The following is a 14,660-nucleotide window of genomic DNA, read 5'->3' as shown; positions in this document are numbered from 1 at the left end:
TCAATTACTGACTTAAATTTCGCTCAAATAAACTTCGAGTAATTTAAACCAATCAATCAATGAAAATTATTTCGATTAATCAATCAGTAAAAATCCACACAAGTTGTTCTTCAATTCTCTTAATGATCTTCTTCCTGGTTCGTCACCAGCAAGCTAGGTCGGCTATATTACTCTTAATCTCTTAAAAGTCAACAGGTAATTTCGATATTTTTAAAACTTATTCTCAAAACCAACTTATCATCAAATTCATCACTTAAAGCAATCAATTCAATCTCAAGTAACTGTTTTTCAACAAGTTTCTATCTGCATCACCGCCGATGGATGTGCATTATAGACTATAAACTTACCTTTGCAAGTCCTTTCTCAAACTTTATTATTCAACCGGTCAATTTTTAGGCTTTTTAGTCATTTTTCTATATTATTTGACCAATTTTACATTGATAATAGCTTATCGCTTCTGTATTAAAATATATCTCTATCCAACTGCATATTGAACAGAGCCTGGCTAGCGGTTAAGGAATTATATGAATTATTCTAATTTACTATTATCGAGCTTATTAACTGTGGGTCTTTATACCTCAGCACATGCTCAGGAAAATCTTACTGAAGAATCTGCCGCTAGTTCGGAAGATGCCACTTCAACAGAGGTTCAGCAGAGCCGCCCCCGCTCACAAATTATTAAAGATTTGAAAGGACTAAAAGCTAAAGATTTAAAAATCAATGCAAATGCCGCTCAACCGGATACAGTAAAAGACCCATTACAGTCATTAAACCGTCCGATTTATTCTTTTAATGACATGTTAGACCGCAATATTCTTCGCCCCGTTGCAGTTCAATATAATGAGAAAACTCCAGAAGATGTGCGTGGCTCTTATCGCCAGTTCCGCAAAAATCTTGGAGAGCCATGGAATGCTGTTAACCAGTTAATTCAAGGACGCCCTGGACGTGCAGCAAAGACACTTGGTCGATTTACTGTTAATACATTAACAACTTTAGGTTTAGCTGACCCTGCTAGTCGCTTAGGTCTTCCGCCTGAAGATGAAAGCTTTGGTGTCACTCTTGGTTACTATGGCGTTCCTTCTGGACCATTTTTGATGTTGCCTTTCTTTGGACCAAGCACATTACGTGATGGTATTGGCTTAGCTGTAGATTCTCAGGCTCGTCCACAAAAGTATATTATGGATAACCAAGATGGTCTTTACTGGTCAACCAATGTCTTACAAGCCATTGATACACGTGCTCAATATCTAGATTTGGATCAAACCATACAAGGTGATCAATATGCGATGATTCGCGATTTGTATCTCCAACGTAAGGCATTCCAGATTGCTGAGAAAAAAGGTAATTCAGCAGATGTTTCTTTTATTGATGACGACGAATCTGAAGATGTTCCAGACGATAGTCATAGCAAAACTAAAAAATAATTAAAGAAGAAATCAGGGTATTGTGCTGTTTATATAAAAAGGCAATACCTTGATTTTGATCATACATCCTCTATGATGGATAAAGTGATCTTGTAAAAGGACTACCATATCTTCTATGTATTTTATTAAACCGACCCGCTCTATCCCTTTATTAGAGCAAGCTCTGGATGCATTACCAGACTTACAAGTCATTCACATAGATGATCTCGATTTATATGACCCAACAATTATTGCAATTGCAGATGTACAAGATTTCCTGACTCATAAATGGCGTTTGCCTACAATTGTGATTGCTTTTGAGCATGAAGGTAGTGCTTTAGCTCAGGCATGGGAAGCAGGTGCTCTTGCTGGATGGGTATGGAACCAGTTACCACAAGATTTAAATAAAGCATTAACAAGAATTGATGCTCAATATAAACGTAATCAAGATAGCCGTGACTTACCTTCCGCAGCAGAATTACAAAAACGGTTATTACCAAATCCTATTGATTTATTAAATTATGAAGTTGAAACTTTTTTTCAACCTTCCGCCTATCTATCAGGTGACTGGTATGATTATTGGAAATTGAATGATAAAGAAGTTTTATTTTATCTTGCCGATGTATCGGGACACGGTGTCACAAGCAGTTTATTAACTTCATGGATGGCTGCATTTCATGGCCGCTCAAAAACCCCCCGACAGTTGATTAAAAAATTAAATGGAATGCTTGTTCAAGAGAATATCGAAAAACATATTACGATCGTGGTCGGTATTTTAAATCTTGAAACGCATAATCTTCGCTGGTCTAGTGCAGGTCACTACCCTCCCCCAATTATTTTTGAACCGAATCAACCCCCAAAAATTTTAACGACTAGTAGCTTTCCTCTGGGCTTAACTGACGAATTGGAAGTTGAAGAACATGTATGTACATTAAATCGTCATGCGCGTTTCATTGTTTGTTCAGATGGAGCACTAGAACCATTTGATGGTGGATTGAATGATCAATTTCAACAATTGGTCCAACATTTGCAAAATCAATCATTCCAAGCCCCTGATCATGTTGCTGATGACATTGCCATCTTTAGTCTTTGTCGAATGAATTAATTTAAAAATCAATCAATTAAAAAATATACGACTTAAGGACTCTTGAGTCTGAGATGGCACTATGTGATAATTTTTCTATCCTTCTCTGAAAATGGCATTTATATGTCAACAGGTCATGTTGAATATGCAAGCTTAAATGGAACGCATATTTTCAAACTTATTGGTGAAGTGCGAGCCCATTCTTGTATAAGTCTAGACAAACTTTTAAACAGAATTGAACAGCAAGAGAATGTTGTTGGTGCAATCGTTGATTTAACCCAAACAACATTTATTGATAGTACTGTACTAGGTATCCTAGCCAAGCTAGGTTTAAAACTGAAACAGACTCATCATATTCAAGCTGTGATGCTATCTACCAATCCAGATATCACAACCTTAGCCAACAGCATGGGGCTAGGGCAGGTTTTTGTTATTCTGAATTATTGTGGTGATCCTAGCGTATGCACTCTAACGCTAACGGATGAACACATTACTCATAATGCGATGCTAAGAACTGTTCTGGATGCACATAAGACATTGATGAAACTCAATGCAAATAATCAGAATATGTTTGAGCCACTTGTTAAGCAATTGCAGAAAGAACAAGACACGCTTGAACAAGTATCTGATAAGCAAAATGCCTAAATTTTATTGCTAATCTGGATTTGTATATGACTCTTGTTTCAGTTGTTCAAATGAATTCTCAAGATGACATTGAAAGCAACTTTCAAATAATCGAGTCATTGATTCAGCAAAGCAGTGCTCAAAATGCCAGCTTAATTGTTTTTCCCGAAAACTTTGTATGTTTCGCTGCTGGTAAACAGCGTGAAACAGCTGAGCAATTTGAATCGATCCAGCAAAGACTTGAGAAACTTGCGCATCAATATCAAATCTGGATTGTTGCCGGCACTTTACCATGTCCATTTCGTCCAGATGGCTCTATCATACAAGATGGTCGCGTGCGCACAGTAAGCTTATGTATCAGTCCTGAAGGTACAGAAGCACGCTACGACAAAATACATTTATTCGATGTGCAAGTTGGCGATGCAGTTGGTGGATATCAAGAATCTCGTTTCTTTGAACCTGGAACAGACGTTGTAGTCACATCTACCCCTTTTGGCAATATTGGGCTAATGGTATGTTATGACTTGCGTTTTCCTGAGTTAGCTTTAACTCTCAGACAACAAGGCGCTCATTTATTGACTGCTCCAGCAGCATTTACCTATACAACAGGACAAATGCACTGGCAGCTTTTGTTACAAGCACGTGCAATGGACAGTCAATGTTATGTTCTAGGAGCAGCGCAACAAGGTTGGCATGGGGAAAAACGTCAAACGTGGGGACATGCAGGAGCAACTGATAGCCGTGGACAAGTTTTAAGTATGATTGAATATGAAGGCAATGGTTTAATTACTGTACCTTTTGATTTATCTGCTCAAGAGCTTGTTCGTACATCAATGCCTTTAATGACGCATCGTAAACTAATTCACTATTAAAAGCTTAATTATTCATGTGGAAATACTTATTTAGCATTTTTTGCTTAGGGGCAAATATTCACTGTTATGCAGCTGAGTTTGGAGCAACGAATCATTTTGTTTCTCCAAATTTGCAGCTGAAACAAGATGTTCTTCCACCTACTCCAAAAAACATTCCTCTACCTGCTTTTGGTCAGCGGATTATTGGTTGGGGAACGGGTGCTGAAGGCGCAAGACAACGTTTAGAAAATATTCAACCTGCTGATGTTTCTATGATTAAAAAACAAGGAACAACTTTAGAAATGATTACAGCTTGGCAAGATTTCTATGAACAAGAACAGCAACGTAATGAAAATAACCCAACTGCAAAATACCGTGCTCGTTTAATGAAGAAAATTGCCGATCTCTGGTAACTGTTTCAAGTTCATATTTTAAAGTTATAGAGTAATCTTTCGATTACTCTTTTTTTGCGTTATCTCATTTTTATCGATAGCTCAGAATTATGAGCATTTAAGAAATCAGACATAAAGCGATATACTAGAAAAGCATCTTTTAGTTTTCTGAGGAATATATGGACCAAGACTGTCAAAATTTAAAGCTTGAGAATCAATTATGTTTCCTCATTTACTCAACAAATTTAGCACTTAATCAGCTTTATCGAAAACTTTTGACTCCACTAGGCATTACTTATCCTCAATATTTGGTGATGTTGGTTCTATGGGAAAAAGATGAGGTTACCGTTTCAGAAATTGGCAACAAACTATTTTTAGAATCTTCTACCTTAACTCCCATTTTAAAAAAATTAGAAGCAATTCAACTAGTGAATCGCACACGTTCAAAAGAAGATGAACGCCAAGTGATTATTACACTAAGTGAAAAAGGAAAAATACTTAAAGAACAAGCCGTAAATATTCCTGCTCATATTTTAGAAGCAAGTTCTTGTGACATGACCACCCTACTTGATCTGAAAGATCAGCTGACACAACTTCGTACAAATATAGCTAAATAATCACCCATTTTTTTACAATTTTGGCTTGTCAAAATAATTAAGTCGTGTACGATATATTTGCATTCAATTTAATTTAGGAATTATAAGATGTCTTTAGAAAAAGTTGTGTATCGTGCAAAAGCTAAAGCAACTGGTGGCCGTGATGGTCGTGCAACGTCATCAGACGGTGTATTAGACGTACAACTTGGTGTGCCTAAAGAAATGGGCGGCGCTGGTGGTGCTGTAACTAACCCAGAACAATTATTTGCAGCAGGTTATTCAGCGTGCTTTTTGGGTGCTTTAAAATTCGTTGCAAACCGCGATAAATTTAATATTAGCAAAGATGCTTATGTTGAAGGTGAAGTTGGTATTGGTCCAATTCCTACAGGTTTTAGTATTGAAGTAACATTAAATGTTTACTTAATTGGTATGGACCGTGACGAAGCTGAGAAGTTAGTTGCAGCAGCTCATATTGTTTGCCCATATTCAAATGCAACTCGCAACAATATTGATGTGACTTTTAATATTGTGACTGAATAAGTTTTTTTATTAAAAAAATGCCCGAGTTAAATCGGGCATTTTTAATTGTATTTTATAATTTATACTTCACTTGCTTCATTCGTTACTCGAAGCACCTCTTCAAGTGTAGTTTTACCTAAAATTACCTTACGCAAGCCATCATCACGAATAGAACCTGCATACTGACGAGCATGATTTTCTAATTCAAACTCAGCTGCATTGCCATGAATAAGACGGCGCATCGGTTCATCAATAGGTACAATTTCATAAATAGCCGTACGGCCATTAAACCCTAAGTGGGAACATTGCTCACACCCTTGAGCTTCCGGTAACTTTAAAGTTGGCTCATGTGAAATATGCTGAAAAACCTGTTTCTCAAAGGTATCTGCTTCACGCCATGTCATACAATGTGGACATAAGGTACGAACTAAACGCTGAGCAACGACTCCAATTAAAGAGCTTGATAACAAGAACGGTTCAATTCCCATATCTTTAAGACGAGTCACTGCACCAATAGCAGTGTTGGTATGTAGTGTCGATAAAACCAAATGACCTGTTAATGATGCTTGTACTGCAATTTCAGCAGTCTCTAAATCACGAATCTCGCCGACCATTACAACATCTGGATCTTGACGTAACATTGCTTTTAAAGCACGAGCAAATGTCATATCCACTTTGGTATTAACCTGTGTTTGCCCTATGCCCTCAAGTTGATATTCAATTGGATCTTCGGCAGTTAAGATATTTCGGGTATTGTCATTTAGATCAGATAAGGCCGCATATAAAGTCGTTGTTTTACCTGAACCAGTAGGACCTGTGACTAAAATAATGCCGTGTGGACGATGCACCAATTGAGTTAAACGTTCATAGTCACTTGCCATTAAACCCAAGTGAGTCATATTAAGACGACCCGCTTGTTTATCAAGCAAACGCATAACTACTCGCTCGCCATGAGACGAAGGCAAAGTTGAAACACGAACATCAACTTCACGGCCAGCAAGACGCAAAGAAATACGTCCATCTTGCGGTACACGCTTTTCGGCAATATCAAGTTTTGCCATAACTTTAATACGTGAAACAAGTAACGGAGCCAGTTCACGGCGAGGCTGTACAATCTCGCGTAATTGACCATCTACTCGTAAACGTACAGATAATTTCTTTTCAAAAGCTTCAATATGAATATCTGAAGCACCTACACGGATTGCCTCAGAGAGAAGTGCATTGATCAGACGCACAATAGGCGCGTCATCTTCCTGATCCATTAAATCTTCTGTTTCAGGAACCTGATCGGCCAAACTTAATAAATCCGGGTGGTCTTCTAAGCCAGCCGCAACTTGTTGAGATTCGCCTGTGTCCCCCGCATAACTCGTACTTAATAGGCCATTAAACTCTTGTTCAGTGCATAACTGATAATGTGCAGGCTTCCCCAAAATTCGTCTTGCTTCCTGCAATGCAATTTTTTCTGTATTTTGACGTCTAACAATAAAAACTTGATCACCGTCATAACGAAATAAAACACCATGACGCTTGGCAAAACTATATGGAACTTGTATTTGTTTCAATATTTGCATCACAATTTATAATGATGAGTAAGATGATTTTGAGTGTACTCTAAGCAGATTACAGCGTGAAGTCTGTTTAACAACTCGGTAGAGGAATTTTACGTCTTGTTTGAAAATAATGAATATCAGCCTCGTCCCCAGAATTCTTTAAAATGGTGGGGTGAGCAGCACTTTGAAATTAACCAGTCCAAAGCATGGCAATTCGGTTCAATGCTCTTTCGTTTAACGCGTGGCATAAAAGAATGGCGTATCGAATATTATCGTCCCACTCTTCAAGATGATAATGAACAAGATTGGCACATCATCCCGGATGCTAATTTCGGTTTCCCACATTCTGTTCAAGTCGAACGTTACATGTTTCGGAAAACTAATCCAAAGTTTCTACTCATGCCTCGTTTAGCAGACCGATCTGTTGTGATTAAACCTGTTGATCCTATTTATATTCCAGCAGGTCAGCGAGGGACTCTTTATATTAGTACTCCTCTCTGGATTGCTGGTTTAGTCGAAAGTCAGCATGAGCCTTTATTTGAGATTCCTGTAATTCAGCCTAAAGATACATGGTTCGGTCCAAATGCCCAGCAAGGTGAAATCTGTTATGCAACCTCTGTTGATGGACGTACCGACTTAAATCTATTAACACCACGCGCATTCCGTGCGGTTACACCGATTGATTTTCATAATACCAGTAATCATCAATTACGCTTTGATCGCATGAATGTACCAGTGACCGCCCTACCGCTATTTTATAGTGAAAGTACGGGACGCTTATGGACTTCTCAAATTAAAGTTTACTATGAAGGTTCTGATCGCCCTGCCCGTATTCGTATTGAAAACCGTACACCTCCTCTTGCAGGTGAAGTGACTTACGTACATCCCCCACGTTCACCTGGTGGTGCACTATTTAATATGTTTGATTCATTTTTCTAAGGGGGTTCTATGGCTGATTCAAATATTCCTAGAGATATCGCTGATAGCCTCAAAAGTATATTTACCAATATTAACACCGAACGTATTAGTGAAATTTTAGTCGGTGTTGTACTGTGCTTTATTGGTTTTGTTCTTGCTCGTATTATCTCAAATACATTTATTAGAACCATTGGCTCACGCTTTAATGCTCATCAACGCCTTGTATGGCGCCGTGGTATTTTCTATTTTATTTTCTTACTCTTCATTATGACGAGTTTAAAAGAGGCAGGATTTAAACTTAGTGTCTTCCTTGGCGCAGCAGGGATTTTAACAGTAGCACTGGGTTTTGCTTCGCAAACATCTGCCAGCAACCTGATTAGTGGTCTATTTTTGATTGGGGAAGGTTCATTTGAAGTCGGTGATACCATTCAAATTACCCTCATTCGTGGCAATACCATTGAAGGAGAAGTCATTTCAATTGATTTGCTTTCGGTAAAGTTACTTACGCTCGACAACGTCTATATTCGTTTACCAAACGAACAGCTCATTCGTGCGCCTGTACACAACTTATCTAAATACCCAATACGGCGTATTCCAATTACTTTGGCAATTAACTTTCACGAAGACATTATTAAAGTTCGTGAGGTTTTACTGAATGTCGCATCAAATTATCCACTCGTATTAGATGATCCAAAGCCTGCAGTTACGGTTACCGCATTTAGGGAATCATCGATTGAGCTTTTATTTACAATGTGGTGTCGACAAGAAAACTCTTTAAAAGTTCGAGATGAAATGCAAGAACGTATTCGTAATGGTTTTTTAGATAACCGAATCGAAATTCCTGTTCCTAAAATGGGCTTGATTGATCGACCATCTAATATTTTTGCTGACGATGATATCGATCAATACAGTAATCAAAAGGGATTAAAACAAGAGCCTAAAGCTTAGGCTCTTGATTCTTCTGCGCGGTAGACGACGGAGGTAATGGCGCAAGATAAGCAATAATTAACATTACTCCACCTGCTCCAATAAACGAAATGACTCGAGTTAATGTCGCACTTTGCGATAGATCAAGCAAAATCAGCTTTAATACAACAATCCCTAAAAGCGCAGCCCCTACAAACCAAAGTTGACGGATCATTTTTCGACTAGAGTAAGTCGTCAATACAAATGCCAAAATAACCCAGAGCAATGTCAAACTTAACTGGACTATTCCATTTGTCCAAATTGCAGCACCCCATAGCGGTGTCGCCCAGTAATGGTGCAAGCCCCGAACGACTACACTACTAAATACCAATAACCCCACTAGAATTGTTGTAATTTTAAAAGTCCACTCCAGTGATTTATCTTGATCAAAATCATGCTGATAAATAATAAAGAGTAGACCTGCAAATACCGCAATTGAAAGAAAATCAGTTAAGTTAATTAAAGGAACAAAATAAAGATACTCAGCAGAGTGGCTATCAACACTCACTACAAGCAACCACAGTAAGCTTAAACACCACACTGGAACTTGATGCAACAATGTCGTTTTATGAGCCTTATACGCCCAAAGCGAATAAACCACAGGAATAAAAGCCAAAGCCACAATTGGCATTTGTGGGAAAATAGCCACTCCAACAATCGCCAATGATAACCAGCTTAAACCAGCCCAGACTTTTAAGTATCCAGACTCACCCAAATGAGGTTGAGCCATAATAAATAAGCCACTAAGAATAATGGTAGCGACTAGGAAAGTAGTTTGCTGTAATAGATCGGTCCATTTAAACAGAATGAATACTTGACTGGTAAAAGCTTCCTCCAAAACTAACAACAGCAATAGGCCAATTAAAATTAACTGCAAACTCTGCCATTGCACACGTAATTTATAGTGTACGACTGCGCTAAATATTGCGATTAGGGCTACGGCGAACATCAAATATGGACTCAAAGCATGATGATGCCATGCCATTATTTCCACACCAGCTACAGCGCCCGCGTACATGCCTAAACATAAGAAAATGCCACTAAACATGCTTGCGCTAAAATAGCGTTGTTCTTTACTGTTGTATTGCAATAAATAAAAGGCCGAAATAAATTGGGCAATTGCATAAATGCTAGTGCTTAGCGTTGGAAACTCTTCATTTGCCCAAACCTGATAAAACAGTGCAAGTGAGCTGAGTAAAACTAAAACTACCCCAATATATCGGCTTAAACGGTAGCGCTCAGTTACGCCCCACACTATTAAAGCCGTACCTTGCGCAACCCAACCAATTGCCGTCCAATGTGCTCCTTTTGCAAGTGGAAAAATTAAGGCAAAAAATGCAACCGCGAGGATAAAAAAGCTTTTTGCAAGGACCGAAAGCTGAGGATGAGTTTTTTTAATCCAGAAAGTTAATACCGCATAAGTACCAGCTAAAACAGCAGCTCCAATCGTCAACGCTTGAGTAGACTCATGCACTAAATAGGCATGAAGCGTAAAACCTAATACAGGAACACTAAAAATAAGGCCCACATCTAAGAGTGGTGGTAAACGAATGCCCTCTTGTTTTTCATGTGCTGAAGTCCGAGATATATTTTGACTATAACGAACACTTAACCAAATAAACAAGGCAATATGACACCATAAGATCCAGTCTAATGTGTCAAACTTTGCGGGTTCTGCATAAAATGCGATTGCACTACCACCAATAAACATTGTGGCAAAAAAAGCAATTTGATTTAAAACTTTCCAAGGCTGAATAAAATTAACAGCAGCAACCGCAAGGTTAATTACAAAGTAATAGCTAAACAGGAAAATCACATCTGGGCGATATTGCGGAATAACCAAAGGAGCCGCATAAGCCATACCGAGTGCTAATATTGCTAAATAAATTGCTTGCTGTTTTAAGCTCAGGAATACCGTAATTGCTAATAAAATAGCAAATAAAATACTTGCTGTAGTGATATTGGCAATCACACCAAAATGATGTGAGAACACAAGCGTCAGGAACACAACCGCAAGCCCCACACCCTGCAATGCCACAGCAAAAAGCTGGTTTTTCTTTTGTAAGGTATATCCAAATGCCGTTAACACACCACCAGCAATGGCAATAAAACCAAGTTTTACACCTAAACTTAATTGCCAGTGTTCGCTTGCAAAACGCAGCAAGAGCACCACCCCAACCATAAGCACGGCAACAGCAACTCTTAAAATTGGATTGCCATGAACCATCCAATCGACTGCTGGTTGCCACCATGCGGTTTGTACATGAGCTGGTTGTTCTGTTTGATTTAAAGGTGCCGTTCCCGCTGGGACTAGCATGTCCGTATTATTGGAACTAACTTGTTCCATTACAGAATTTATAACTTCTGTATTTATGGTTTCATCCACATGAACATTTTGCTTTACTGACTCAAGGAACAATAGACGAGTATGAAATGCACTGATGGTTTGAATTAAACATAGCAATAAAACCAGTAAAGCCCCACCAGCAATCCACATCCAATGATTGATATAAGCAACTAATGCAACCAAGGCAGCTGCATAAATTACAGTTCTTTGCATATGAATAGAATAAAGTGGCGTTTTCTGCTGAGAAAACTGTTGTTCTAAATGAATTAAACGTTGGTGCAGATTTGATAAAAACTGAACCAGTATGACAGTCAGCGCAATAGATAAAGCAACAACGGCACTCTGAAATTTAAAACCAATTGAAATGGCTAAAAACAAAGTCAAAGCGATCAAAACGACGATCATTCCCTGTTTGTCTTTTTTATACATGGGCTTAGCAATATGACACCTTCATTACATGTCATCTTACTTCAAGCCAATACAAGCGTATATTTATACATACAAAATACTGCAAAAATCATAAACCTGCATTCATAGCCGTTTTCACGTAAAATACCCCTAATTCAAATTAAGGAATTGTTCAATGCCACCATTTGTCTTGGTTGATGGGTCCTATTTTTTATTTCGTGCATATCATGCATTACCACCATTGACGACCTCTACAGGGTTACATACCAATGCAATACGTGGAGCAATTTCTGCAATTCAAAAACTGATGCGCCGTATGCAGCCAACGCATATGGCTGTCATTTTTGATACGCCTGAGCCAACTTTCCGTCATAAGCTTTCACCTATTTATAAAGGTGATCGCCCAACCATGCCTGAAGAGTTATCTCAACAAATTCCATATTTGCATGCATTAATTAAAGCGCAAGGAATTCCTTTATATAGTCTTCCTGGTGCTGAAGCTGATGACATTATCGGCACACTTGCTAAACGTGCCGTACTCGAGGGCCATCATGTACTTATCTCAACTGGAGATAAAGACATGGCTCAGCTCGTCAATGACCATGTAAAACTTGAAGATAGCTTTAAAGATCGCGTCATGGATACCGACGGGGTATTTGAGAAGTTTGGTGTTTGGCCAAATCAGATTATCGATTACTTAACCCTTATGGGCGATGCGTCTGATGGCATCATGGGTGTGCCTGGCGTAGGTGCAAAAACAGCAGCTAAGTTACTGACTGAATACGGCACATTGGACAATATCATTGCCAATGTAGACCAACTTAAAGGCAAACTTAGCCAAAATATTAAAGATAACTTGGACAATATTAAGCTTGATCACCAGTTAGCCAGTATTGTGTGTGATCTTCCTTTAGAACTTGATTGGCATGAATTAAAGCTTACCGATCCAAATGTGGAAGCGCTGCGTAATCTTTATACTGAGCTTGAGTTTAGAAACCAATTACAGTCGCTTGATCATCCAAACAACCCAAATAGTTCAAGCTATAAGCAGCAAGCATCACAGACAGTGGTTCAAAACGAAGTTAAACCTGCTGAATCTATAGAAACCGAAGATCAAGCAAGCTTAACTAGTCAAGATGACCAGCTTGGGACTGCAAATTATCATACTGTTTTAACTCAAGAAGCATGGGATCAGCTCTGGCAACGCATACAAAATGCCGATCATTTTGCTATTGATACAGAGACTACAAGTCTTGATTACCGTATTGCCGAGATGGTTGGTTTTTCAATCGCGTTTGATGCACAAGATGCATACTATGTGCCTTTAGCACATAACTATGAAAATGCACCGCAGCAGCTGAACCGTGAACAAGTTCTGGCTCAAATTAAACCTGTGCTAGAAAATGAAGCAGTTAAAAAAATTGGTCATCACCTCAAGTATGATGCACACATTTTTGCAAACCACGGTATAGAACTTAAAGGCTGGTATTTCGATAGCATGCTGGCATCTTATGTACTAAATGCAGCGGCGACTCGTCACGGCATGGATGATGTCGCTCGTGTCTACTTAAGCCATTTAACCACCACTTTTGAACAAATTGCTGGTAAGGGGGCTAAACAAAAGACTTTCAATCAAATTGAGATTGAAGTTGCTGCTCACTATGCAGCAGAAGATGCACATGTGACTTACCGTTTATATGAAGTGCTTTCAAATAAGCTCAAAGCACACCCTGAATTAGAAAATATTTTATACAACATCGAAATGCCTGTTGCTCGCATTTTGTCAGGCATGGAAGAAGATGGTATTCGTTTAGATCATGCATTCTTAGATAAATTAAGTGTTGAATTTGCAAAAACCATGGAAGGCCTTGAAAATCAGGCTATGGAAATTGCAGATGAAACTTTTAATATTGCTTCACCTAAACAAGTCGGCGAAATCCTATTTGATAAATTGGGAATCAAAGGCGGTAAAAAAACTGCAACTGGACAATACAGCACCAGTGAAAGTGTTTTAGAAAAAATTGAACATCCTTTAGCGGAAATTATTCTAGAGCATCGTGGTTTAGCAAAACTAAAAAGTACCTATACAGACCGTTTAGTTGAGCAATCTCATAACGACACGCATCGTGTACATACGAGTTATCACCAAGCGCTCACAGCAACAGGTCGCCTCTCCTCATCTGATCCTAATTTACAAAATATTCCAATTCGTAGACAAATTGGCCGTCAAATTCGTAAAGCATTCATTGCACCAGAAGGACGAGTTTTACTAGCAGCCGATTACTCACAAATTGAACTTCGTTTAATGGCTCATTTCTCTCAAGATGATGCCTTGGTGCATGCATTCCAACATGGCCAAGACGTGCACCGCCGTACCGCAGCAGAAGTGTTAGGTATTGCTATTGAAGATGTAACGAATGATCAACGCCGTCAAGCAAAAGCCGTTAACTTTGGTCTACTTTATGGTATGTCTGAATTTGGCTTAATTCGTCAATTAGGCTTCACACGTCAAGAGTCGCAAAATTATATTAAGCAATATTTCCAACGCTATCCTGGCATCTATGAATATATGCAACGTACCCGCCAAGTAGCATCGGAACAAGGCTTTGTTGAAACTATTTTGGGCCGTCGACTTTATACACCAGATATTGATGCACGAAATGTGATGGTACGTAAGGCTGCTGAACGTGCTGCGATCAATGCGCCTTTACAAGGTAGTGCGGCTGATATTATTAAACTTGCAATGATTGCAGTTGATAAAATCTTGCCAAAAGATCAAGCAAAGCTACTACTTCAAGTACACGATGAATTAGTGTTTGAAGCCGATCAAAACATTGCCGAAGAACTTTCTAAGCAAATCGCAAGTGTCATGGAATCCGTTGTCGAAATTTCCGTGCCTTTAGTGGTTGAAGTTGGACAAGGACAAAACTGGGATGATGCACACTAAGTCATCAATAAACCAATAAAGAAAGGGCTGTGAAATACAGCCCTTTTTTATCGTC

General features: G+C 38.8%; 12 protein-coding genes. 10 read left to right on the top strand and 2 right to left on the bottom strand.

Annotated elements, in window-relative coordinates; genetic code table 11:
• The first annotated feature begins 524 nt into the window (after positions 1–524).
• The 7 genes from ACIF8R_RS10290 to ACIF8R_RS10260 all read left to right on the top strand — a co-directional run bounded on the left by ACIF8R_RS10290 (position 525) and on the right by ACIF8R_RS10260 (position 5,490).
• A complete protein-coding gene (locus ACIF8R_RS10290) occupies positions 525–1,424 on the top strand; it encodes a VacJ family lipoprotein (protein WP_396480557.1) in 900 nt (299 codons plus the stop codon).
• A gap of 115 nt (positions 1,425–1,539) precedes the next feature.
• Positions 1,540–2,508: an RsbU family protein phosphatase GigA gene (gigA, locus tag ACIF8R_RS10285; RefSeq protein WP_263612964.1), complete on the top strand. Its 969-nt coding sequence runs from the start codon at positions 1,540–1,542 to the stop codon at positions 2,506–2,508.
• 102 nt (positions 2,509–2,610) lie between these two features.
• Positions 2,611–3,132 (top strand): anti-anti-sigma factor GigB, encoded by a 522-nt coding sequence (gigB, locus tag ACIF8R_RS10280; RefSeq protein ID WP_191106997.1) that lies wholly within the window; start codon positions 2,611–2,613, stop codon positions 3,130–3,132.
• Between the two features lie 26 nt (positions 3,133–3,158).
• On the top strand, positions 3,159–3,983 hold the full coding sequence (locus ACIF8R_RS10275) for a carbon-nitrogen hydrolase family protein (protein WP_191106998.1): 825 nt from the start codon (positions 3,159–3,161) through the stop codon (positions 3,981–3,983).
• Between the two features lie 14 nt (positions 3,984–3,997).
• On the top strand, positions 3,998–4,375 hold the full coding sequence (locus ACIF8R_RS10270; protein WP_077169007.1) for a DUF4951 domain-containing protein: 378 nt from the start codon (positions 3,998–4,000) through the stop codon (positions 4,373–4,375).
• A gap of 158 nt (positions 4,376–4,533) precedes the next feature.
• Positions 4,534–4,971: a MarR family winged helix-turn-helix transcriptional regulator gene (locus ACIF8R_RS10265; protein WP_396480555.1), complete on the top strand. Its 438-nt coding sequence runs from the start codon at positions 4,534–4,536 to the stop codon at positions 4,969–4,971.
• Between the two features lie 87 nt (positions 4,972–5,058).
• Entirely contained in the window at positions 5,059–5,490 is a 432-nt protein-coding gene (locus tag ACIF8R_RS10260) for an organic hydroperoxide resistance protein (protein WP_151302805.1), read from the top strand.
• A 59-nt stretch (positions 5,491–5,549) separates the two neighbouring features.
• On the opposite strand, the gene gspE is transcribed toward ACIF8R_RS10260, so the two are convergent.
• Entirely contained in the window at positions 5,550–7,040 is a 1,491-nt protein-coding gene (gene gspE / locus ACIF8R_RS10255) for a type II secretion system ATPase GspE (RefSeq protein ID WP_396480552.1), read from the bottom strand.
• A gap of 96 nt (positions 7,041–7,136) precedes the next feature.
• Between gspE and ACIF8R_RS10250 the strand changes: the two genes are divergently transcribed.
• Positions 7,137–7,958, top strand: coding sequence for a hypothetical protein (locus tag ACIF8R_RS10250; protein ID WP_272238692.1), 822 nt, complete (start codon positions 7,137–7,139; stop codon positions 7,956–7,958).
• A 9-nt stretch (positions 7,959–7,967) separates the two neighbouring features.
• A complete protein-coding gene (locus ACIF8R_RS10245; RefSeq protein WP_396480550.1) occupies positions 7,968–8,885 on the top strand; it encodes a mechanosensitive ion channel family protein in 918 nt (305 codons plus the stop codon).
• Here ACIF8R_RS10245 and ACIF8R_RS10240 read toward each other — a convergent pair.
• Positions 8,875–11,679, bottom strand: coding sequence for a DUF2339 domain-containing protein (locus ACIF8R_RS10240; protein ID WP_396480548.1), 2,805 nt, complete (start codon positions 11,677–11,679; stop codon positions 8,875–8,877). The two genes, ACIF8R_RS10245 and ACIF8R_RS10240, sit on opposite strands and share 11 nt — an antisense overlap.
• Positions 11,680–11,833: 154 nt before the next feature.
• Between ACIF8R_RS10240 and polA the strand changes: the two genes are divergently transcribed.
• Entirely contained in the window at positions 11,834–14,605 is a 2,772-nt protein-coding gene (gene polA / locus ACIF8R_RS10235) for a DNA polymerase I (RefSeq protein WP_396480546.1), read from the top strand.
• Positions 14,606–14,660: the final 55 nt, after the last annotated feature.

Origin of the sequence: Acinetobacter sp. ABJ_C4_1 (assembly GCF_044538495.1) — a bacterium.
Lineage (GTDB): Bacteria > Pseudomonadota > Gammaproteobacteria > Pseudomonadales > Moraxellaceae > Acinetobacter > Acinetobacter nosocomialis_A.
Note: the sequence above shows the minus strand (reverse complement) of the source record. Positions and strands in the feature narration are given on the sequence as shown.

Bases quoted from the DNA above. Each gene is read 5' to 3' on its own strand.
- ACIF8R_RS10275 (WP_191106998.1), top strand. From the start codon at position 3,159: ATGACTCTTGTTTCAGTTGTTCAAATGAATTCTCAAGATGACATTGAA.
- gigA (WP_263612964.1), top strand. From the start codon at position 1,540: ATGTATTTTATTAAACCGACCCGCTCTATCCCTTTATTAGAGCAAGCT.
- ACIF8R_RS10290 (WP_396480557.1), top strand. From the start codon at position 525: ATGAATTATTCTAATTTACTATTATCGAGCTTATTAACTGTGGGTCTT.
- ACIF8R_RS10245 (WP_396480550.1), top strand. From the start codon at position 7,968: ATGGCTGATTCAAATATTCCTAGAGATATCGCTGATAGCCTCAAAAGT.
- ACIF8R_RS10260 (WP_151302805.1), top strand. From the start codon at position 5,059: ATGTCTTTAGAAAAAGTTGTGTATCGTGCAAAAGCTAAAGCAACTGGT.
- ACIF8R_RS10270 (WP_077169007.1), top strand. From the start codon at position 3,998: ATGTGGAAATACTTATTTAGCATTTTTTGCTTAGGGGCAAATATTCAC.
- ACIF8R_RS10265 (WP_396480555.1), top strand. From the start codon at position 4,534: ATGGACCAAGACTGTCAAAATTTAAAGCTTGAGAATCAATTATGTTTC.
- polA (WP_396480546.1), top strand. From the start codon at position 11,834: ATGCCACCATTTGTCTTGGTTGATGGGTCCTATTTTTTATTTCGTGCA.
- gigB (WP_191106997.1), top strand. From the start codon at position 2,611: ATGTCAACAGGTCATGTTGAATATGCAAGCTTAAATGGAACGCATATT.
- ACIF8R_RS10240 (WP_396480548.1), bottom strand. From the start codon at position 11,679: ATGTATAAAAAAGACAAACAGGGAATGATCGTCGTTTTGATCGCTTTG.
- gspE (WP_396480552.1), bottom strand. From the start codon at position 7,040: ATGCAAATATTGAAACAAATACAAGTTCCATATAGTTTTGCCAAGCGT.